This window comes from Rhodopseudomonas sp. AAP120, assembly GCF_001295845.1.
Taxonomy (GTDB): Bacteria; Pseudomonadota; Alphaproteobacteria; order Rhizobiales; family Xanthobacteraceae; genus Rhodopseudomonas.
Genome location: NZ_LJIC01000074.1, coordinates 26,951 through 46,942 on the forward strand (window position 1 = coordinate 26,951; position 19,992 = coordinate 46,942).

Consider the following 19,992-nt stretch of genomic DNA (forward strand, 5'->3'; position numbering starts at 1 on the left):
CGATGCGCCTCGACGCAATTCCCGTCGGCGTCAACCCGCCTCATGATGTCAATGTGATCATCGAGGTCCCCGTCGGCGGCGAGCCGATCAAATACGAGATGGACAAGGACGCCGGCACCCTGGTGGTTGACCGGTTTCTTTATACCGCCATGCGCTATCCGGGGAACTACGGATTCATTCCGCACACGCTGTCCGACGACGGCGATCCGTGCGACGTGCTGGTCGCCAACACGCGCGGCATCGTGCCCGGCGCGATGATGAGCGTGCGTCCGGTCGGCGTGCTGTTCATGAGCGACGAGGCCGGCCACGACGAGAAGATCATCGCGGTGCCGTCGTCGAAGCTGACCCAGCGCTACGACCGCATCAAGACCTACTCCGACCTGCCCGACATCACCCTGCAGCAGATCCAGCACTTCTTCGAACACTACAAGGACCTCGAGCCCGGCAAATGGGTGAAGGTGCTGCGCTGGGGCGGCGCCGAAGACGCCCACCAGCTGATTCTCGAAGGCATCGAGCGCGCCAAGGCCGCGAAGGCTGCGAAGGCCTGAAGCCCCTGCGGCGGCCACCCGGGAGACTGCGATGCGCCGTCTGCTGAAATGGATCCGCAACATCGTGGCGATCGCGCTGGTCGCGATCGCCGGCCTCGCCGCGGTGCTGGCCTACAACGCCTACCGGCAGCCGTCGCGCCAGATCGCGGTCGAGGCCGTAGCGCCGATCGCAATCGACGAATCCGGCGCGGCGCAGCGGCTCGCCGAAGCGATCCGCTTCCAGACCATCTCCAACTTCCTCAATCCCGAGCAGGACGCCGACGCGCTGCGCGGGCTGCAGGCCCACATCCAGGCGAGCTTCCCGGCGCTGCACGCCGCCGCGCAGCGCGAGGTCGTCAACGGCAAGAGCCTGCTCTACACGTGGCAGGGCTCGGATCCCAGCGCCAAGCCGATCGGGCTGCTGGCGCACCAGGACGTGGTGCCGATCGCACCGCGCACCGAGCAGGATTGGGAGCACAAGCCGTTCGACGGCGTGATTGCAGACGGTTTCGTCTGGGGCCGCGGCTCGTGGGACGACAAGGGCAACCTCTACGCCATGCTCGAAGCCGCCGAGCTGATGGCCAAGCAGGGCTTCCGGCCGAAGCGCACGATCTATTTCGCCTTCGGCCATGACGAGGAAGTCTCCGGCCTGCGCGGCGCCAGGCAGATCGCCGAACTACTGGCCGCCCGTAAAGTCCGGCTCGACTTCGTCCTCGACGAGGGCCTGCTGATCACCGAAGGCGTGATGAAGGGGCTCGATCAGCCCGCCGCGCTGATCGGCGTCGCCGAGAAGGGCTACGCCACACTGGTGCTGACCGCCCGCGGCACCCCCGGCCATTCCTCGATGCCGCCGCGCGACACCGCGATCGGCATGCTGGCGGCCGGGCTGACGCATCTCGAGGACAACCGGCTGCCGATGCGAATTCGCGGCTCGGTCGCCGAAATGTTCGACACGCTGGCGCCGGAGATGCGCGGCTTCAACCGCGTGGTGCTGTCGAATCTGTGGCTGTTCCGGCCGCTGCTGCTGCGCGAATTCGCCAAGAGCGGCGCAACCGCCGCGATGGTGCAGACCTCCACGGCGCTGACCGTGTTCAACGCCGGCGACAAGGACAACGTGCTGCCCGGCGTCGCCGAAGCCAGCGTCAATTTCCGGCTGCTGCCCGGCGACACCCAGGCCAGCATCACCGATCATGTCCGTAGCAGCGTCGCAAACGACAAGATCGAGATCAAGCCGTTCGACGGCAATTTCGACCCGCCTCCGGTGACCGGCACCGCAAGCCGGTCCTACGCCATGCTCAATCGCACCATCCGCGAGGTCTTCCCGGACGTCGTCGTCGCGCCCGGGCTGATGATCGCCGCGACGGACTCGCGACACTATGCGGACATTGCCGACAACATCTTCCGGTTCTCGCCGGTGCGTGCCAATTCCGAAGACCTCAAGCGCTTCCACGGCACCAACGAGCGCCTTAGCATCAAAAACTACGCGGACATGATCCGGTTCTACGTCCGGCTGATGCAGGCGACGGCGGGGTGAGTCGAAAGCCTTTCCGTCATTGCGAGCGAAGCGAAGCAATCCAGAGGCGCCGAGCACGGGGCTCTGGATTGCTTCGTCGCTTCGCTCCTCGCAATGACGGGGAGAGGCGCGAGCTCACACCGCCGGCTTCGGCAATCCGTGGATCGCGCTGGCGGCGCGGACGGTGTTGACCAATAGGCACGCCACCGTCATCAGGCCGACGCCGCCGGGGACCGGCGTAATCGCGCCGGCGACTTCCTTGGCTTCGTTGAACGCGACGTCGCCGAGCAGCTTGTCCTTGCCGCCGTCGGGCGACGGCGTGCGGTTGATGCCGACGTCGATCACGGTGGCGCCCGGTTTGATCCAGTCGCCCTTCACCATCTCGGCCTTGCCGACCGCCGCGAACACCAGATCGGCCTGACGGCACAGCGCCGGCAGATCGCGCGAGCGCGAATGCGCGATCGTCACCGTGGCATTCTCATTGAGCAGCAGCTGCACCAGCGGCTTGCCGACTAGATTGGAGCGGCCGATCACGATCGCATTCATGCCTTCCAGCGAAGCGTGGACCTGCTTGGCCATGATGATGCAGCCGAGCGGCGTGCACGGCGTCAGCGCAAACAGCCCGGAGGCGAGCCGGCCCGCATTGGTGGGGTTGAGGCCGTCGACATCCTTGGCCGGATCAATCGCGTCGATCACCGCGGTCGAATCGAGGCCCTTCGGCAGCGGCAATTGCACCAGGATGCCGTGCACCGCCGGGTCGGCGTTGAGCTTGCCGATCAGCGCCAGCAGCTCGGCCTGCGGCACGTCGGCCGGCAGCCGGTGCTCGAACGACGCCATGCCGGCTTCCTGGGTCTGCTTGTGCTTGGAGCGGACATAAACCTCCGAGGCCGGGTCGCTGCCGACCAGCACGACCGCCAGACCCGGCGTGATGCCGTGATCGGCCTTGATCCGCGCGACTTCGTCGGCCACGCGGGCGCGCAGCTCGGCTGAGATGATCTTTCCGTCGATGATCCGGGCCGTCATGGGATCCCCCTCAGAGTCGAAACAAAAAGCCTCTCCGACCGGAGAGGCGAATGCCGTGCGCCCTCGAGGGCCTCCCGTTCGATCGGCTCAGTCGGGCTTTGCTGCCGTCAACTGGCGCAGCGCCTCGCCGAGCTTCTTCGGATCGCCATCGACTGCGATCTGTTTTTGCCGCGAGGTCGCCCCCGACAATAGCCTGACGTCGCGCTTGGCGACGCCGAGCGATTTGGCCAGCAGCTCGATCACCGCCCGGTTGGCCTCACCGCCATCGGCGATCGCCCGGACCCTGACCTTCACCACGCTGCGGCCATCCGACAGCGTCTCCACGCCGTCGATGTCGTCGCGGCCGCCCCGCGGCGTGACCCGCACCGCCACAGCCACGCCCTGAGCAGAATACCGCCAAGCCTCCGCCATGGAAACTCCGAGGCCGTTCGGTCAGCGGTTCAGAACACCGCCGGGTAGATGTAATAGGTGATCACCCGCTGCAGGAACATGATGATCAGGATCAGGATGATGGGCGAGATGTCGAGGCCGCCGAGCGACGGCAGCAGATTCCGGATCGGCGCCAGCAGCGGCTCTGTGATCCGGTAAAGGAATTCCGACACCGCCGAGACGAACTGGTTGCGGGTGTTCACGACGTTGAAGGCGATCAGCCACGACAGAATCGCCGAGGCGATCAGCAGCCAGATGTACAGATCGAGAATGATGAGGATGATGTCGAGAATGGCGCGCATGGCGGGGAAGAGCTCGCGGGTTCGAACGCGGAAGGGCTGTGCCGTAAATATCGGTTCGCTCCCGCCCAAACAAGGGAACTCAAAGCAATAAAGCCCGATGACAATGACGTGTCAGAAGCCGCTGCACGTCCTTGACTTGGCGTTCGCCGGCACTGTAAATGGCGGCGTTCGCTGATCGGTGCCCTGCGCACCGACCGCGGAGGGGCCATAGCTCAGCTGGGAGAGCGCGTCGTTCGCAATGACGAGGTCGGCGGTTCGATCCCGCCTGGCTCCACCACGCTTCGCCGACGTCGCGTGGCACAGAACGATCCCAGCATAACTCCGCAGCCTCGTCCTTCCGCAAGCATCTGCCGTTCGGCAGAGGTTTCCGCAGACAGCGCCCGCCGCTCATGGTGAGGAGCGTAGCGCAGCTGCGCGTCTCGAACCATGAGGCAGCAGGGACTCGCGGCCATCCTTCGAGACGCCCGGCGCCGCCCTTAGGGCTTTGCCGGGCTCCTCAGAACGAGGTTGGTGGTTTTGCAGAGGCTTTCAACAATGGGGTCCGCTCTCAGGCGCTCTTGAACTGCGGCGGGCGTTTCTCGACGAAGCTGGCGACGCCTTCCTTGAAATCGTCGCTGGCGAGCGAAATCGCCATTTCGCGGTTCGCCTCAATGGTCGCTTCCGCCAGCGTCTGAAACGGCACTTCGTAAAGCTGACGCTTGATCACCCGCATCGAGGCCGGCGCCACGTTGTCGGCGAGATCGCGCGCATACGCATAGGTCTGCTCGCGCAGTTGGTCGGCCGGATACAACCGGTTGACCAGCCCCATGCGCAGCGCTTCGTCCGCCGAGACGCGGCGTGCCGACAACAGCAAATCGAGCGCGTTGGCATGGCCGACGATGCGCGGCAGCATCCAGGAGATGCCGTGCTCGGCGATCAGCCCGCGCCGCGCGAAAGCGGTGGTGAACACCGCGCTGTCTGCCGCGAAGCGAATGTCGCAATACAGCGCGTGCACGAGGCCGATGCCGGCAGTGGCGCCGTTGAGCATGCCGATGATCGGCTTGCCGATCGCCGGGTAGAACGCGTAGCGGGTCTGCCAGTCGGCGCGGCGGTTCATGTCGAACGCCGGCAGCGCCGAGGCGCGGCGGATATCGGCCGGGTCGATCTTCTGCAGCACCTCCATGTCGGCGCCGGCACAGAAGCCGCGGCCGGCCCCGGTCAGCACGATCACCCGCACGTCGGCATCGGCCGCCGCGGTCTCCATCGCCTCGCGCACCTCGCGCTCCATCACCGGCGTCCAGGCATTCATCCGGTCCGGCCGATTGAGCGTGATGGTGGCGATCCGGTCGGCGACGTCGTAGAGGATGTGCTCGGTGCTCATCGTGTCTCCCTTTCTTGCTTTTTGTTGCGCCCTTGATGTGGGCCGTCTTGATGAAGTCGTTGGAGGCCGGTCAGTCGCCGCGTGAGCCTTTCGGGCGGGCCAGATAGGCCTTGGTTTCCGGGCGCTCCTGCAGCCAGCCGGACCAGCGGCCGAACACTTTGGCCATGCGCTCCGGCGCAACGCCGAGCTGCTGCATCGCCACGCCGCCATTGACCGATTCGCGATACTCGGCGATCAGCCCGCCGCGCAGCACGAAGCGGCTCATGCCGTCGATCACCACGCGGCGCCCGGCGAACTCCGGAATGGTCGAGGTGAAGCTCGACAGCGACCAGGCGTAGCCCTGCGTGCCGTCGCACACCGGATCGAACATCTCCCAGCGATAATCGGTGGCGTCGCGGTGAAACAGGCCCTGCATCATCTGGGCGATATCGGCGCGGCCGGTGTGCGGGCCGTAGATGTAGTCGTGATACACGGCGTCGTCGGTGAAATGCGCTGCGAAACGCACGCCGTCGCCGGATTCGGCCGAGCGCGTGAAGTCTTCCAGCAACCGCGCGAAGTCCTCGCTGGTCATGCCGCCTCCCCTGCTACGCCGGTCGTTCGTGCCGACGCTTGTCGAGAGACTAAAGCAGATCAGGGCAGGATTGGAAGGATCGGCTCAGCGCTGACGCTGCTGATAGGCGCCGGCCGCCGCGAGGATGAAGCCGCGCGGGAAGAAGCGCAGCAGGAACGGCACGATCTTGACACCGAGTCCAGGCAGCACCAGCCGCTTGTTGTTCATCAGGCCCTGATAGCCTTGCCGGGCGACTTCCGCGGGCGAGACGTTGAGCACCGCCGAATCGAAGCCCGGCTCGAAGCCGGCGCGCACCTGGAACTCCGTCGGCACCGGGCCCGGACAGATCGCGGTGACCCGGACGCCCTTCTTGCCGAGCTCCTGATGCAGCGCTTCGCTCAGCGACAGCACATAAGCCTTGGAGGCGTAGTACACCGCCATTCCGGGTCCCGGCAGAAAGCTGGCGATCGAGGCGACGTTGAGAATACCGCCGCGCAGCCTGGCGACGCTATCGGCGAAGCGTAGCGACAGGTCGGTGAGCGCCCTGACATTGACGTCGATGATGCCAAGCTGGTCGCAGCGGTCCATCTCGGCGGCCCGGCCGAACAGTCCGTAGCCGGCATTGTTGACCAGATACTCGACCTCGACCCCGGCCTCGGCAAGCCTGGCGACGATCTCGTCGACGCTGTCGGGCCGCGCCAGATCGCAGGCGATGATGATCGGTTCCGGGCCGCCTTTGGCCTTGATCTCGGCAGCCAACGTCTCCAGCCGGTCGGCCCGGCGCGCCACCAGCGCGACCCGATGGGCATTCGCGGCGAAGATACGCGCCAGTTCCGCACCGATACCGGCCGATGCGCCCGTAATCAAAGTCACACGTTCAGTCACGATTCAGACTCTTGCATAGGAGGCCGGACGGCCGCCGGATCATCGCTAGGCCTTAGGCAAGATGCAAGCAGCGTGCAAGGCCGTTCGCTAAGCGACCCGGCCTCTCCCGCAGCAATCGGCGGCAAAACCCGCTCTGCGAGTACCGGTTGGGACGATCATGACAAATCGGTAATAGGTAGCGTGCCGCGCGCCGGCTTAGTTCGCCGGGTCCGGCTCGGCATGCTGAGCGGCGACCTGCCGCTTCAGATTGACCCGGTCGCGCGACGAGACCGCGAGCAGATCGGCGGCACGCCACACCACGTTCTCTTCGAATTCCGTGACGTTGCCGTCGGCAAACACCAACTCCCACATCATTTCGATGATGCGCAGCCGTCCTTCTTCGTTGACCGACCGCATGATCACGCTGGTGAAGTGGTAGAGATCGACGGCCTCGCCCTCGACCAGCATGGCGGATTCGATCAACCGGCTGGCGGTCGCGGGATCGAGGTTGAAACGCGTTTCGAGCAGCGAATGCAGCTTGCGCCGCTCGACCTCGGACGGCTCACCATCGAGTGAAATGACGTGGATGAGCAATGCGGTGGCGGCCAAGCGATAGCCGCCGTCGTCGAAATTCAGCTCGTCGGGCGCGGTCGGTGCAACCACGTCGGAAATGAATTGGCGCAGTTTATCCAGCATCGCTCTCGAACTTTCGCAGGGGGACGAGACTAGGCCCGATCTATGACGTGGAATCGTAACGTCGGCAATCGGAGGCGGTTCCCCGCCGCCGGATGACACTTTGTCAATGTCGCCAATGCGTTAAGGAATCTCATAGACCAGCACCTTGTCGGCGATGCCGCGCAGAGCGGCGTGCTTCTCGATCGGCGCGATCGCCTGCTCGTCCAGAATCCTGGTCACCGCCGGAGCGTCGATCACCGCCCCGGTGAGGTGGATCGCCTGCGTGGTGGCAAGGCCGAGTACCCGCGCGGCGATATTGACGGTCTGGCCGAAGTAATCCTGCCGGTCGTTGAGCATCACCGCCAGACACGGCCCTTCATGGATGCCGATCTTCACCACCAGATCCTTGGTGCCGCGCTCCGCGTTGAGCGCATCCATCGCCTTGCGCATCCGCAATGACGCCGCCAGCGCATGCTCCGGACGATTGAACGTCGCCATCACGGCGTCGCCGATGGTCTTCACCACCGCGCCCTTCTCGGCCGCGATGATCTCCAGCAGCGCGCGGAAATGTGCCCGCACCAGATCGAACGCCGCGAGGTCACCGACGCGTTGATACAGCGCTGTGGAGCCCTTGAGGTCGGTGAACAGGAAAGTCAGCGAGGTGATCTTCAGCCGCTGATCGGCCGTGAGATTGTCGGCCTTGAAGACGTCGCGGAAGGTCTGGTTGGTCAGCATCCGCTTGGCGGTGAGGATGGGCTTGCGCTTGCCCAGCAGCGTATGCAGCGCGTCGGCCGCGACCCACACGGCCGGCAACACGCGAGTCTCGGCGTTATTGGTCAGCGTCAGCTTCAACGGCCCGGGCTGCAGCGACAGCGTCGGCGTCAGCGCATGGCTGCGGTCGTAGCTGAGCGCCACCGACCTCACCTCGTCAGTGCGTTCTCCCTGCACGTCGATGAACTGCGCCGCATGGGTCACCGGCTCGAATACGATGATGAACTCGGCCGGCAGCTCGAGCGACAATTCGGCGGTCTGGCCGGGCGCGATCTCAACGGCCGCGAGCGTGTCCTGATCCGACAGCCGCGCCAGCACCTGCTCGTCGATCTCGATGCCGGAGCTCCAATACACCTGCCGTGTGTAGTCCCACAGCGGCAGCTTATCGGGATCGTGCGCACCGATCGTCCGCACCGAGGGGTGCACCGTGAAGGCCGCCTCGACCTGATCGTCGAGCGAGGCCTCGTAACCCTTGGCGCACAGTGCGCAGATGTATTCCTCGTGGCGCAGCGCCTTGAGCGATGGATGGCTGTCGAGCACGCCGCTGCAGCCCGGGCACAGCACGTTCCAGCTCATGTCGAACAGGCCGAGCTGCGCGGCGTGCAGGAAGCCGGAAATCACTTTCTCTTCGTCCAGCCCGGTGCGGCTGGCGAATTCCAGCAGATTGATGCGGTTGAGATCGCGATCCTCGCCGCTCGCGATCAGTTCGGCGATCGCGTCGACGACGCGCGGATCGGTGGTCTGGCGCAGCACGGCATAAAGGGGGCGGACGTCGGTCATGGGCCTCATCTAGGTGGCGTCCGGCCCGCGGCCAAATGACGCCTGGTTGATCAGCGGCGGGTGAGCCGGAACGCCGGCGAGCGATCCGGCTGGGTGGTGACGACGCCGATCGGCATCACCGGGGCGCGGTCGATCAGCTCGACCCGGAAGGCGGAGATGATCCGGGCGAGCGCCAGCGTCGCCTCCACCAGCGCGAAATGTGCCCCGATACAGACCCGCGGCCCGACGCCGAACGGCAGATAGGCCATGCGGTCCGGTGGCGTCGCGCCGGACAGGAAGCGCGCCGGCATGAAGGCGTTCGGATTGTCCCACAGTCTCTCGTGCCGATGCAGCAGCCACGGCGCGATCAGGATCACGTCATGCTTGCGGATCGGTTCGCCGGCGACGGTGTCGGGGCCGGCCGCGGCGCGGGCGATCAGGAACGCCGGCGGATAAAGCCGCAGCGTTTCGTCCAGCACCGCACGGGTGAACGGCAGCTTGTCGAGCGACTCCGTTTGGCCGGCGGCGCGGGCTTCTTCGGCGACATCGTTCTGCGTGTCCGGATCGAGCGCCAGCATGTACAGCGCCCAGAACAGCGCGGTCGCGGTGGTCTCGTGGCCGGCCAGGATCATGGTGGCGACCTGGTCGCCGAGCTGATCGTCGGAGAACGCCTCGCCGGTCTCCGGGTCGCGGGCAGCGAGCATGAGGTCGAACAAATCGCGCGGCGGCGCGCCGTCGGTCTTGCCCGCGGCACGGCGGGCAGCGATCAGCTCGCGCACGAATTTGGTCCAGCGCCTGCGGAAGAAGGCGCGCGAAACATCCTGCGGGCTCGGCCAGCCGAGCGGCAGCAGCAGGTCGAGGAAGCGCGGACTCGCCAGCTTCATGCCGTATTCGATGACGAAGTCGCGCAGCTGCTGGCCGTGCCGGCCCATCCCGAACGAGAACATGGTCCGCCCGGCGATCTCCAGCGCCAGCCGCTGCATCGCCTCGCGCAGATCGACCGGCGCGCCGGCGCCGCGCTCGAATTCGGTGATCATTTCCTCGGTGGCCGAGATCATATGCGGCACCAGCATGCCGACCGCGCGCGGCGTGAACGCCGGCGCCAGCGTGCGGCGCTGATGCTTCCAGGCGCGGCCCTCGGCGAGCAGCAGCCCTTGGCCGAGGATCGGCCGCAGCACGCGAATGCCCGCTGCGGTGCGGGTGTAGTTCTCGTAATTGTCGATCAGCACATGCCGGATGTCGTCCGGCCGGTTGAGAATGTAGCTGGCGTGATTGAAGAACCGCCCCTTGATGACGTCGTCTTCATAGGCGCGCTGGCCCCAGCTGGCGATCGCGTTGTGGCGGATCGCGGCGAGCCGGCCGAGCGCGGTCATGCCCTCCGGCGCGCGCGGCGGCGTCGGCGGCACCAGCGGCGCGCGCTCGGCGAGGTCGAAGGACTCGGCTAGGCTCACGGCGCACTCCTGCGGTTCGGTTCCGCCCCTGCGATTGAAGGTAAGATGCAATCCCGGCGTCGAAAAGGCCGGCCGGCGGTGGGAGACTCCCGAGGCGGCTGTTCCGGAGCCCGGCGCCTTTGGCTGTCCCTCTGCGTGATCCTGAAATGCTGCGACCGCGGCAGCATCCTCTCCTTCGCCTGATTTGTTGAATTGCAGCAGCCGTTTGCGCCGTTGAACCGCCCGTTTGGCACTGGACAGGCGCAAAGGTTCGCAGGCATCACTGCACCAGCTCCGCGCCGGGCATGGCGAGGATAACCTCCGAAGGGAAGGCTTTGATGTCGGGCAGGTCCAAGCGAGGCGCATTTGCAGCTGGCGGCGTCGCGGCGCCGCTGCGTTACGCGCTTTTCCGACGGATCTGGCTGGCCAGCCTGCTGTCCAATCTCGGCCTGATGATCAACGGCGTCGGCGCCGCCTGGGCGATGACCCAGATGACCTCCTCGGCCGACAAGGTGGCGCTGGTGCAGACCGCCTTGATGCTGCCGATCATGCTGGTGGCGATGCCGGCCGGGGCGATCGCCGACATGTACGACCGCCGCCGCGTCGCGCTGGCGTCGCTGACGCTGGGCCTCGCCGGCGCCGTGGCGCTGTCGGTGCTGGCGCATTTCGGCCTGGTGACGCCGGAGATCCTGCTCGGCTTCTGCTTCGTTATCGGCCTCGGCATGGCGCTGTTCGGGCCGGCCTGGCAGGCCTCGGTGTCCGAACAGGTGCCGCCCGACGCGCTGCCGGCGGCGGTGGCGCTGAACGGCATCAGCTACAACATCGCCCGCAGTTTCGGCCCGGCGGTCGGCGGCATCATCGTGGCGGCCGCCGGCGCGGTCGCGGCGTTCGCCGCCAATGCGGTGCTGTATCTGCCGCTGCTGGTGGTGCTGTTCCTGTGGCGACGCGTCAGCGAGCCGCCGCGGCTGCCGCCGGAGCGGCTCAACCGCGCGATCGTCTCCGGCGTGCGCTACATCACCAATTCGCCCTCGATCCGGATCGTGCTGACGCGGACGCTGATCACCGGCATCGCCGGCTCGTCGGTTCTGGCACTGATGCCGCTGGTGGCGCGTGACGTGCTCAAGAGCGGCGCCGAGACCTATGGCATCCTGCTCGGCGCCTTTGGGGTCGGCGCGGTGCTCGGCGCGCTCAATGTCGGCTCGGCGCGCGAGCGGCTCGGCAGTGAGGGCTCGATCCGCGCCTGCACCGTGATCATGGGCGTCGCACTGGCGGTGATTGCGCTCAGCCACTCGGCGGTGCTGACCGCCGCCGCGCTGGTGGTCGCCGGCGCAGTGTGGATGCTGGCGATCGCACTGTTCAATATCGGCGTGCAGCTGTCGGCGCCGCGCTGGGTGGCGGGCCGTTCGCTGGCGGCGTTCCAGGCCTCGATCGCCGGCGGCGTCGCGATCGGCAGCTGGCTGTGGGGCCATGTGGCGGATCTCGCCGGCGTCGAGCTGTCGATGCTGATCTCCGCCGCCACCATGCTGATTTCGACCCTGCTCGGCCTGTTCCTGCGGATGCCGTCGGTCGGCACCCAGATCGCCGACGCCGACCTGCTGGCCGACCCCGAGGCCAAACTTGCGGTGACGCCGCGCAGCGGACCGATCGTGATCGAGATCGACTATCGGATCGCTGCCGAAGACGCCCGCACGTTCTATGGCGTGATGCAGCAGGTGCAGCTCAGCCGCCAGCGCAACGGCGCCTACGACTGGTCGATCTCGCGCGACATCGGCGATCCTGAGCTGTGGACCGAGCGCTACCACTGCCCGACCTGGCTGGACTATCTGCGCCAGCGCAATCGTTCGACCCAGGACGATCGCGCGCTGCACCAGCGGGCGATGGCGTTCCACCGCGGGCCGGACGATATCCGGGTCCGGCGCATGCTGGAGCGGCCGTTCGGCTCGGTGCGATGGAAAGAAGAGTCGCCGGACCGCGCGACGGCAACCGAGGTGTTGCCGGTCGCGGGCGTCAGCGGCGGATCGACCTGAGCGGCCGATCGGCGAGGCGATTACTGGCCGTGATCGGTCAGCACCTTGGCGCAGGTCTTGCTGAGCCGCGCGCGGTTCTTCTGCAGGCAGCCGAGAATGACGCCGTCGCCCTGATCCATCACGGCACGGCAGAAACGCGAGACATCGCGGCCGCAGCCCGGGTCGGGCCGGCTCGATTGGGCCTGAGCGGTGGACGCCAGCAACAGCAAGGCAACCACTGAACCAACGACTTTCAACATCGGGCAAGTTCCGTATCGAGAATTGACGAAGCGATTAGCAAGTCGTTAGCCGTATTGTTTGTTCCTTGACCTCCGGTTGCCGAGGCGGCCTTGGCGCCGCCTTCACCCAGTTCGGCACGCACTAACCATCGCCCGGAACGATCACCGTCGGCTTGGTCATTTCGACCACGTCCTTGGCCTGGTCGGTCAGCACGCGAAATTGCGTCTGCAGAAATTCGGTCTGGATCCGGACGACGTCCTGAAAATCCTTGGCGTGCAGCAATTGCTGGGAGAAATCGAACGTCGCCTCGACGTTGCGCTCGACGTAGTTCTTCAGGGCGGAGGCTTGGCTGCTGCTCCCGACCGGGGTCACCGACAGGCTCTTTTCGATGAACTGCAGGTAGTTGTTCATCGCGCCACGCGCCTGCTCGAGATTTTTCGACATCATGTTGAGAATGACGTCGGACGATTTGGTGTCTGCCATCGCGGTCTCCTCCAGCATCGGGCGCACTACGTATTCATGTCCAAATCGCCCACGTCGTCCAGCGGCGGCGGGGGCGATTTGCAAAGATGGCTAATCAGCAGACCGGATCGGCCGGCGGCTGTCAGTTGAAGCGGGCCCGATCGAGCTGATCGGTCGCCTTCTGGGCGCGGTAGATCTCGCTGACGTACCAGGCCAGCACGATCAGCGTGGCGATCCGCACCACCGACACCGGCAGCATCAGGCTGAAGGCCACGATCAGCAGCGCCACGGCGGCCGCCTTCAGCACCTTCAGCCGGTCGTCGAAGATCGGCAGGAACCAGATCTTGTTTTCTTCCGCCCAGAACGGCGGCTTGACGCGATGCAGGCCGTAGCGCGCCCAGGTATCCTTGAAGCCGAGCTCATAGGACCACACCAGATACAGCGTGACCCAGAACGACAGGAAAGCAACGACGACGGACATCGGTCCGGCGGCGAAGCCGATGACGATCAGCACGGCGAGCGCCAGTGCGAGAAACCATTTTTGCATCGGTTTGACCCTTGAGACTGCGGAGGGCTCCGCCGCCGGTCCGCCGGCCGCGCAGCCCTCCTGAAAACTTCCCGCGCCTATTTGCGGGCGCAGGACACCACGATGGACGTCGAGGACGGACCGCAGCTTGCCGTGATCTGCCCGTTCTCCACCACAAGACTTTCGCTGAACTTGGCCCCGGTCGAGCCGATGCAGATCGCCGAGATCAGCGCCTCGTCGGCCTCGCAAGTGGTGGGACAGCCATTGGCCGAGCACGACGACGAGGTCACGGTGCGGAATGCGGGCGGTGGCGGCGGCGCGGGCGCCACCGGCGTCGCGGCGACAGCGGGTTCGATCAGCACGGCACGCGTGCCGGCACGTTCGCTGACCGCGAGTGCAGCAACAAGGGCGACGGAGCAGAGCAGGATCATCGACGAGGAACGCATACTACCTCCATACCAATTTGGTTTGCACGATATCGGTCTTAGCGAAGCATCGTAGCAACACGTGAAGAATTCAACAGGCACAAGTTTAGCCAGACTAAATGCCGGACGAATGAAGGCCGTCCGCTGCGCGTGAGATAATCGCTGGTCGCCGCGCTGCTGTTCCCTTACCGGGCACAGAGCAGGCGCAATACCGATACGTATCGGACTGGAGAAGCGCTCGATTTCGCCGGCATGGGATTCAGATCGGGCCCTCCGAAGGCAGCGAACCGCCGCGCCGCGCTGATCGTCAGGACCGCCTCGGGACGTTCAGACGCGAGTTAGTTCGATTGATATCGTCCGGGATATTCCGGACAGGTTCGTCACTCGGCAGGCGGATGATGCAGCGCCGCGGCGCTGAACCACCATCTGATTCGCGGTCGATCCGGCGGAGACGAGAACCGCAGGCCGCCTTGGCGACGCCGGGTTGTCATCAGGCGGACAGCTTGCCAGATCTAAGCAACGGAAGGCGAGTACTTCGCCGGGCTGACGATCCGCGGCCCGTGATTGCCGACAGACCGCAAGGTCGCCGCGGCCCGCGCATCCACATCTCGACTGGAAATTCCGATGAACAACATGCTGCTGCTCAAGCTCCACCGCTGGATCACCCTGGTATTCGCGCTGCCTTTGATCGCGCTGATTCTCACTGGGCTGATCCTGTCCGCCGAGCCGATCATCCAGGGCGGCGGATTGCCCGCCGGCATGGTCGATGCCGACCGCATCGCAAGCCTGCTGCAGCGCTACGACCCGGCCGGCAAGGCGCGTGGCCTCAGCATCAATGCGGCCAGCCAGCAGATGCGCCTGCTCGGCGTGGATGCGCCGACCATCAATCTTGCCAACGGCGAGGCGGCCACGTCCGATCCGCTCGGTGACGTGCTGCTGTGGGCGCGGCGCACCCACGAGCATCTGCTCGGCTATGACTGGCTGGTGATCGGTTCGACCATCGCGATGGTGGTGATCATGGTGATCGGAATCCTGATGGGCCTGCCGCGGCTGCGGAACAGTCTCGCCGGCTGGCACAAGGGCGCGGCGTGGTTCACGCTTCCGCTGCTGCTGCTGAGCCCGGTCACCGGCCTGTTCATGGCGTTCGGCTGGACGCTGGCCAGCCCGCCGCCGCCACCGCTGCGACCGTCGCTGCCGCTCGCCGAGGCGGTACGCGTGCTCGCGCAGGACCACGACGTGTCGCACCTTGCGATGCTGGCACAGCGCGGCCAGCGGATGATGGCGCGGATCTACGAGAACGGCGAGCTGCGCGCCTATTCCTTCACCGCCGGCGGCGTGACGCCGATGCCCCGCAACTGGCCGCGGCTGCTGCACGAGGGCAACTGGTCGGCGCTGATCTCCGGTTCGCTCAACGTGATCGTGTCGGTGGTGCTGGCCGGCCTGCTGACCACCGGCCTGCTCCTGTGGGGGCGTCGCAAGCTGCGGCGGCGGCCGGCGCGCCCGGCCAGCGCCCCATCCCCGACCGGGAGCACCTGAGGTGGCTGTGACGTTAATGAGAGATTAATGCGGACGCGCGAGTTGGCGCAGCGCGGTCAACGGATCGTTCCGGCCTTCCGGCGTTAGGTTCCGGGACGTCCACCCGCCGCGAGCGCGCCATGTCCAGCATCTCGTCGATCGCCGTGTCCGGCCTCAACGCCGCGACCCGGCGCATGGAAGTCTCGGCCAGCAACGTCGCCAATCAGCAATCGACCGGCGCGCTGCCGGGCGCCAACGGCACGGTGCCGGCTGGTGCGCCGCAAGCCTACCGGCCACTGCAGGTGACTCAGACCGCAGTCCCGGGCGGCGGGACGCAAACCAGCGTCACCCCAAGCTCGCCCGGTACCGTCCCGGTCTCCGATCCACAGGCGCCGTTCGCCAATGCGGACGGTCAGGTGGCGGCGCCGAATGTCGACCTGGCGCAGGAATTGATCGGCCAGATGGTCGCCAAATACAGCTACACCGCCAACCTCGCGACGCTGAAGGCCGACAATGCCATGACAAAGTCACTGCTCGACGCCACGGCGTAGTGTCTCCTCTCCGTCATTGCGAGCGAAGCGAAGCAATCCAGCTGCGTGCACCGAGCTGGATTGCTTGGTCGCTTCGCTCCTCGCAATGACGATGTGGATGGGCTTCGAGCTACGCGCTCGCCACACGCGGCGCGAAGTCCGGCACGCCGAGTTCGTCCTTGCGGTGGCAGGCGACGAAATGTTCGGGGCCGGTGGCGTCGAGGAACGGCAGATCGGCGCGGCAGCGTTCGATCACGAACGGGCAGCGGCCGGCGAAGCGGCAGCCGGGCGGCGGATCGACCGGTGATGGCGGTTCGCCCTTGACCAGGTACTTCGCCTTCAGCTCGTCGCGTAGCGGACCTGGCGGCACCGCCGCCGACACCAGCGACCACGTGTAGGGATGGCGCGGCGCGGTGAACAGCGTCGAGGCCGGCGCCTGCTCCACCACCTTGCCGAGATACATCACGGCGATCTCGTCGCAGAACTGCTGGATGACGCCGAGATCGTGCGAGATGAAGATGTAAGTCAGCCCGCGCTCGCGCTGCAGCTTCTTCAAGAGGTTCAGGATCTGCGCCTGGATGGCGACGTCGAGCGCGGAGACCGCCTCGTCGCAGACGATCAGTTCGGGCTCCGGCGCGAGCGCGCGGGCGATGCACAGCCGCTGCCGCTGCCCGCCCGAGAATTGATGCGGAAACAGATCGGCGGCTTCGGGCGGCAGGCCGACTTCGGCCAGCAATTGCTTGACGCGGGCATCGCGCTCGCTGCGGCTGCCGATGTTGAGCAGGTCGAGCGGCTCGCGGATCTGGTCACCGGCGCGGCGACGCGGATCGAGCGCCGAGAACGGATCCTGAAACACGATCTGCAGATGCTTACGCGCCTGGCGCAGCGGCTCGCCGGTGAGCGGCATGATGTCTTCGCCGCGAAACACGATCTGGCCGGAGGTCGACGGCACCAGCCGCATGATCGCCTGCGCCGTGGTCGACTTGCCGGAGCCGCTCTCGCCGACGATGCCGAAAGTGGTGCCGCGCTTGACGCGGAAGCTGACGCCATCAACCGCGTGCACGAACGATGGCTTGGCCCACGGCGATTTTCGCCCGGTGCGGAAATGCACCACGAGGTCGTTGACGTCGAGCAGGATCGGATCGCCGGCCGGCGGATTGGGACGCTGATGCATCATGCGGCGATCTCCTCGGCGCGCCAGCACGACACCGTATGGCCCGGCGCGATGGCGCCGAGCGGCGGCTGCGGCCGCGACCGGCAGACCTCGCGGGCGTTGGCGCAGCGCGCCAGGAAGGCACAGTCCGGCCCACGCTGGCCTAGCGACGGCACCATGCCGGGGATCTCGCCGAGATCGACCCAATGGTCGGGTTTGGCGACGCCGACCGCGAGATGCGGCACGCAGCCGAGCAGCCCGCGCGTATAAGGATGACGCGGCGCCGCCGCGAGTTCGTGCGACGGGCCGGTCTCGATGCAGCGGCCGGCATACAGCACGGCGATGTCGTCGGCGAGTTCGGCGACCGCGCCGAGATCGTGGGTGATCAGCACGATCGCGGTCTCGGTCTCGTCCTGCAGCTTGGCCAGAAGATCGAAGATCTGCGCCTGCACGGTGACGTCGAGCGCGGTGGTCGGCTCGTCGGCGATCAGCAGCTTCGGCTTGCAAGCCAGCGCCATCGCGATCATCACCCGCTGCCGCATGCCGCCGGACATCTGATGCGGATAAGCCTTGGCACGCTGCTCGGCGGCTGGGATCTGCACCGCCTTGAGGAACTGCACGGCCTGTTCGGTCGCATCCTTCCGGCTCATGCGGCGGTGATAATACAGCACCTCGGCGATCTGGTCGCCGACGGTGTAGAGCGGATTGAGCGCCGTCATCGGCTCCTGGAACACCATCGACACCGCGTCGCCGCGCAGCGCGCGCATCCGCTTGCTGCGCGCGGTCAACAGATCTTCGCCCTCGAGCAGGATGCGGCCGCCGGTGACGACGAAGCCCTCCGGCAAGAGCCGCATGATCGCCAGCGCGGTCATGCTCTTGCCGCAACCGCTCTCGCCGACCAGTGCGATCGTCTTGCCCTTGTCGATGGTGAACGACAGATTCTCCAGCACCGGCACCAGATCGCCGCGGCGATCGGTCATGCTGACGCTGAGTTTGTCGACTTCGAGCACCGGCGCCATCATCACCTCCGTCGCAGCCGCGGATTGACCGCATCGTTGACGCCGTCGCCCACCAGGCTGATCGCCAGCACCGACAGGAAGATCGCGGCACCGGGGAACGTCACCGCCCACCAGGCGTCGAGCACGTAGTTGCGGTTCTGGCCGATCATCAGACCCCAGCTCATGGTGTTGGGATCGCCGAGGCCGAGGAAGCTGAGACCGCCTTCGAACAGAATGGCGACGCCGATCGCCAGCGTCGCCGACACGATGATCGGCGGCAGTGCGTTGGGCAGCACCACCCGCAGGATCAGATGCAGATTGCCGGCACCGGCGGCGCGCGACGCCTTGATGAAGTCGAGGTCGCGCAGCCGCATGAATTCTGCGCGCGTCAGCCGCGCCGCCGAGGTCCAGCTCACCGCGCCGATCGCCAGCGTGATCGTGGTCAGCTTCGGCCCGAACAGCGTCACCAACACCATGGCAAACAACAGCGGCGGCAGCACCTGGAAGAACTCGGCGATCTTGACCAAGAGGCTGTCGATCCAGCCGCCAAAGAAGCCGGCCAGCGCGCCGACGGTGACGCCGATCGCAATTGTGATCAGCGCCGCCACCGCGCCGACCGTCAGCGTCGCGCGGCCACCGTGCACCAGGCCTGCCAGCACATCGCGGCCGAGATAATCGGTGCCGAGCCAGGCATCGGCCGACGGCGGCGTGAACGGCAGGCCGACGATCTCCAAGGGATCGATCGTGTAGATCCACGGCCCAGCCACCGTCATCGCCACCAGCAGGATCAGCAGCACCGCGCCGGCGACGCCGGACGGGCTTTTCATGAACTGACGTAACGCCGCCTTAGCGGGCGACACCGCGGGCGTCGCAGGCAGCGCAACCGGCGCGACGGGCGTTGGCGGCGTCGCGATCAGGGTGTGGTCGAGTGTGCTCATCGGGCCCCCGCGCGGATCCGTGGATCGATCAGGCGGTAGACCAGATCGGTGATGATGTTGGCGGCGATGACCATCACGGCCGAGAAGAACAGCACCGCCATCAGGGTCGGATAGTCGCGGCGCAGGATCGAGTCGAACACCAGCCGGCCCATGCCGGGCCAGCTGAACACCGTCTCGACCAGCACGGCGCCAGCGAACAAATTACCGAACTGCAGCCCGACGACGGTGACGATCGGGATCAGCGCGTTGCGCAGCGCGTGTTTGAAGATGACGACGCTCTCCGGCAGCCCCTTGGCGCGCGCGGTGCGGACATAGTCGGCCGACAGCACGTCGATCATATTGACCCGCGCCAGCCGCGAATATTGCGCCAGGAACACCAGCGCCAGCGTCAGCGACGGCAGCACCAGATGGGTCAGCACGTCGGCCACATAGGCGAAGCCGAACTTCGGATTGACCACGTCCGCCATGCCGCTGACCGGCAGCACCGGCCACACCGAGCCGAACAGCAGCAGCAGCATCAAGCCGGTCCAGAACACCGGGGCGGCGTAGCCGGCCAGCGACAGCACGGTGACGCCGTGGCTGAGCAGGCCGTTGGGCCGCCGCGCGCTGATCACGCCGAGCAGCGTGCCGATCATCACCGCCGCGAATAGCGACGACAGCGCCAGATAGAGCGAGGCCGGCAGCCGCTGGCCGATCAGCGACAGCACCGGCTGATTGAAGTAATAAGAATAGCCGAAATCACCGTGCAGCACCTTGCCGAGATAGGTGAAGAGCTGCGTCAACAGGCTCTGGTCGAGTCCATACTTGGCGCGCAGCTCCGCGATGACCTCGGCCGACGCCCCACCCATCTCGCCGGCGATCACCTGCACCGGATCGCCCGGCGCAAGGTGGATCAGGCAGAAATTCAGCACCAACACCGCGAGCAGCAGCGCCGCGGCGTTGGCGAGTTTTCCGAACAGATGGGTGAGAAGCGTCATGGCTGGTTCGTTGCTGTTC

General features: G+C 66.3%; 22 protein-coding genes and 1 tRNA gene. 7 read left to right on the forward strand and 16 right to left on the reverse strand.

Annotated elements, in window-relative coordinates; genetic code table 11:
• Positions 1–2: 2 nt before the first annotated feature.
• Together ppa and IP86_RS13360 are read left to right on the forward strand one after the other, a co-directional pair.
• The gene (gene ppa, locus IP86_RS13355) at positions 3–548 is read left to right on the forward strand and encodes an inorganic diphosphatase (RefSeq protein WP_054163023.1); all 546 of its coding nucleotides are present in this window, start codon (positions 3–5) and stop codon (positions 546–548) included.
• 31 nt (positions 549–579) lie between these two features.
• Positions 580–2,061, forward strand: a complete 1,482-nt coding sequence (locus IP86_RS13360; protein ID WP_054163024.1) for a M20 family peptidase — start codon at positions 580–582, stop codon at positions 2,059–2,061.
• Positions 2,062–2,175: 114 nt separating this feature from the next.
• On the opposite strand, the gene folD is transcribed toward IP86_RS13360, so the two are convergent.
• The 3 genes from folD to IP86_RS13375 all read right to left on the reverse strand — a co-directional run bounded on the left by folD (position 2,176) and on the right by IP86_RS13375 (position 3,794).
• Complete coding sequence (folD, locus tag IP86_RS13365; protein WP_054163025.1) at positions 2,176–3,063, reverse strand: bifunctional methylenetetrahydrofolate dehydrogenase/methenyltetrahydrofolate cyclohydrolase FolD; 888 nt, start codon at positions 3,061–3,063, stop codon at positions 2,176–2,178.
• Between the two features lie 87 nt (positions 3,064–3,150).
• The gene (locus tag IP86_RS13370) at positions 3,151–3,474 is read right to left on the reverse strand and encodes a DUF167 domain-containing protein (protein ID WP_054163026.1); all 324 of its coding nucleotides are present in this window, start codon (positions 3,472–3,474) and stop codon (positions 3,151–3,153) included.
• 29 nt (positions 3,475–3,503) lie between these two features.
• A complete protein-coding gene (locus tag IP86_RS13375; protein WP_054163027.1) occupies positions 3,504–3,794 on the reverse strand; it encodes a YggT family protein in 291 nt (96 codons plus the stop codon).
• Positions 3,795–3,995: 201 nt separating this feature from the next.
• On the opposite strand from IP86_RS13375, the gene IP86_RS13380 reads away from it, so the two are divergent.
• Positions 3,996–4,071, forward strand: a tRNA-Ala gene (locus tag IP86_RS13380).
• Positions 4,072–4,341: 270 nt separating this feature from the next.
• Here IP86_RS13380 and IP86_RS13385 read toward each other — a convergent pair.
• The 6 genes from IP86_RS13385 to IP86_RS13410 all read right to left on the reverse strand — a co-directional run bounded on the left by IP86_RS13385 (position 4,342) and on the right by IP86_RS13410 (position 10,224).
• A complete protein-coding gene (locus IP86_RS13385) occupies positions 4,342–5,154 on the reverse strand; it encodes an enoyl-CoA hydratase (protein WP_054163028.1) in 813 nt (270 codons plus the stop codon).
• A 70-nt stretch (positions 5,155–5,224) separates the two neighbouring features.
• On the reverse strand, positions 5,225–5,725 hold the full coding sequence (locus IP86_RS13390; protein ID WP_054163029.1) for a nuclear transport factor 2 family protein: 501 nt from the start codon (positions 5,723–5,725) through the stop codon (positions 5,225–5,227).
• A gap of 84 nt (positions 5,726–5,809) precedes the next feature.
• Entirely contained in the window at positions 5,810–6,589 is a 780-nt protein-coding gene (locus tag IP86_RS13395; RefSeq protein ID WP_054163030.1) for an SDR family NAD(P)-dependent oxidoreductase, read from the reverse strand.
• Between the two features lie 195 nt (positions 6,590–6,784).
• Positions 6,785–7,264: a tellurite resistance TerB family protein gene (locus IP86_RS13400; RefSeq protein WP_054163031.1), complete on the reverse strand. Its 480-nt coding sequence runs from the start codon at positions 7,262–7,264 to the stop codon at positions 6,785–6,787.
• A 120-nt stretch (positions 7,265–7,384) separates the two neighbouring features.
• Complete coding sequence (locus tag IP86_RS13405; RefSeq protein WP_054163032.1) at positions 7,385–8,794, reverse strand: adenylate/guanylate cyclase domain-containing protein; 1,410 nt, start codon at positions 8,792–8,794, stop codon at positions 7,385–7,387.
• Between the two features lie 50 nt (positions 8,795–8,844).
• Positions 8,845–10,224: a cytochrome P450 gene (locus IP86_RS13410; protein ID WP_054163033.1), complete on the reverse strand. Its 1,380-nt coding sequence runs from the start codon at positions 10,222–10,224 to the stop codon at positions 8,845–8,847.
• 317 nt (positions 10,225–10,541) lie between these two features.
• Here IP86_RS13410 and IP86_RS13415 point away from each other — a divergent pair, with 317 nt between their 5' ends.
• Positions 10,542–12,230 carry an MFS transporter gene (locus IP86_RS13415; RefSeq protein WP_054163034.1) on the forward strand — a complete coding sequence of 563 codons (1,689 nt, stop codon included), beginning with the start codon at positions 10,542–10,544 and terminating at the stop codon, positions 12,228–12,230.
• Between the two features lie 20 nt (positions 12,231–12,250).
• On the opposite strand, the gene IP86_RS13420 is transcribed toward IP86_RS13415, so the two are convergent.
• From IP86_RS13420 to IP86_RS13430, 3 genes are all read right to left on the reverse strand, one after another.
• Entirely contained in the window at positions 12,251–12,469 is a 219-nt protein-coding gene (locus IP86_RS13420; protein ID WP_054163035.1) for a hypothetical protein, read from the reverse strand.
• A 121-nt stretch (positions 12,470–12,590) separates the two neighbouring features.
• Positions 12,591–12,932 carry a phasin family protein gene (locus IP86_RS13425; protein ID WP_054163095.1) on the reverse strand — a complete coding sequence of 114 codons (342 nt, stop codon included), beginning with the start codon at positions 12,930–12,932 and terminating at the stop codon, positions 12,591–12,593.
• Positions 12,933–13,053: 121 nt separating this feature from the next.
• Positions 13,054–13,458 (reverse strand): hypothetical protein, encoded by a 405-nt coding sequence (locus IP86_RS13430; RefSeq protein ID WP_054163036.1) that lies wholly within the window; start codon positions 13,456–13,458, stop codon positions 13,054–13,056.
• Positions 13,459–13,560: 102 nt separating this feature from the next.
• Between IP86_RS13430 and IP86_RS29700 the strand changes: the two genes are divergently transcribed.
• The 3 genes from IP86_RS29700 (at position 13,561) to IP86_RS13445 (ending at position 15,928) form a co-directional block, all read left to right on the forward strand.
• Positions 13,561–13,938, forward strand: a complete 378-nt coding sequence (locus tag IP86_RS29700) for a hypothetical protein (RefSeq protein ID WP_197279799.1) — start codon at positions 13,561–13,563, stop codon at positions 13,936–13,938.
• Positions 13,939–14,486: 548 nt separating this feature from the next.
• On the forward strand, positions 14,487–15,398 hold the full coding sequence (locus IP86_RS13440) for a PepSY-associated TM helix domain-containing protein (RefSeq protein WP_054163038.1): 912 nt from the start codon (positions 14,487–14,489) through the stop codon (positions 15,396–15,398).
• 119 nt (positions 15,399–15,517) lie between these two features.
• Entirely contained in the window at positions 15,518–15,928 is a 411-nt protein-coding gene (locus IP86_RS13445) for a flagellar basal body rod protein FlgC (protein ID WP_054163039.1), read from the forward strand.
• A 109-nt stretch (positions 15,929–16,037) separates the two neighbouring features.
• Here the strand turns inward: IP86_RS13445 and IP86_RS13450 are convergent, their stop codons facing one another.
• The 4 genes from IP86_RS13450 to IP86_RS13465 are packed head-to-tail and all read right to left on the reverse strand — an operon-like array spanning position 16,038 to position 19,973.
• Complete coding sequence (locus IP86_RS13450) at positions 16,038–17,084, reverse strand: ABC transporter ATP-binding protein (protein WP_156332497.1); 1,047 nt, start codon at positions 17,082–17,084, stop codon at positions 16,038–16,040.
• Positions 17,081–18,079 carry an ABC transporter ATP-binding protein gene (locus tag IP86_RS13455; protein WP_054163097.1) on the reverse strand — a complete coding sequence of 333 codons (999 nt, stop codon included), beginning with the start codon at positions 18,077–18,079 and terminating at the stop codon, positions 17,081–17,083. Before IP86_RS13455 ends, IP86_RS13450 begins: the two co-directional genes overlap by 4 nt.
• Before the next feature lie 2 nt (positions 18,080–18,081).
• Complete coding sequence (locus tag IP86_RS13460) at positions 18,082–18,996, reverse strand: ABC transporter permease (protein ID WP_054163040.1); 915 nt, start codon at positions 18,994–18,996, stop codon at positions 18,082–18,084.
• Positions 18,993–19,973, reverse strand: a complete 981-nt coding sequence (locus IP86_RS13465) for an ABC transporter permease (RefSeq protein ID WP_054163041.1) — start codon at positions 19,971–19,973, stop codon at positions 18,993–18,995. The genes IP86_RS13460 and IP86_RS13465 overlap by 4 nt, the downstream gene beginning before the upstream one ends.
• Positions 19,974–19,992: the final 19 nt, after the last annotated feature.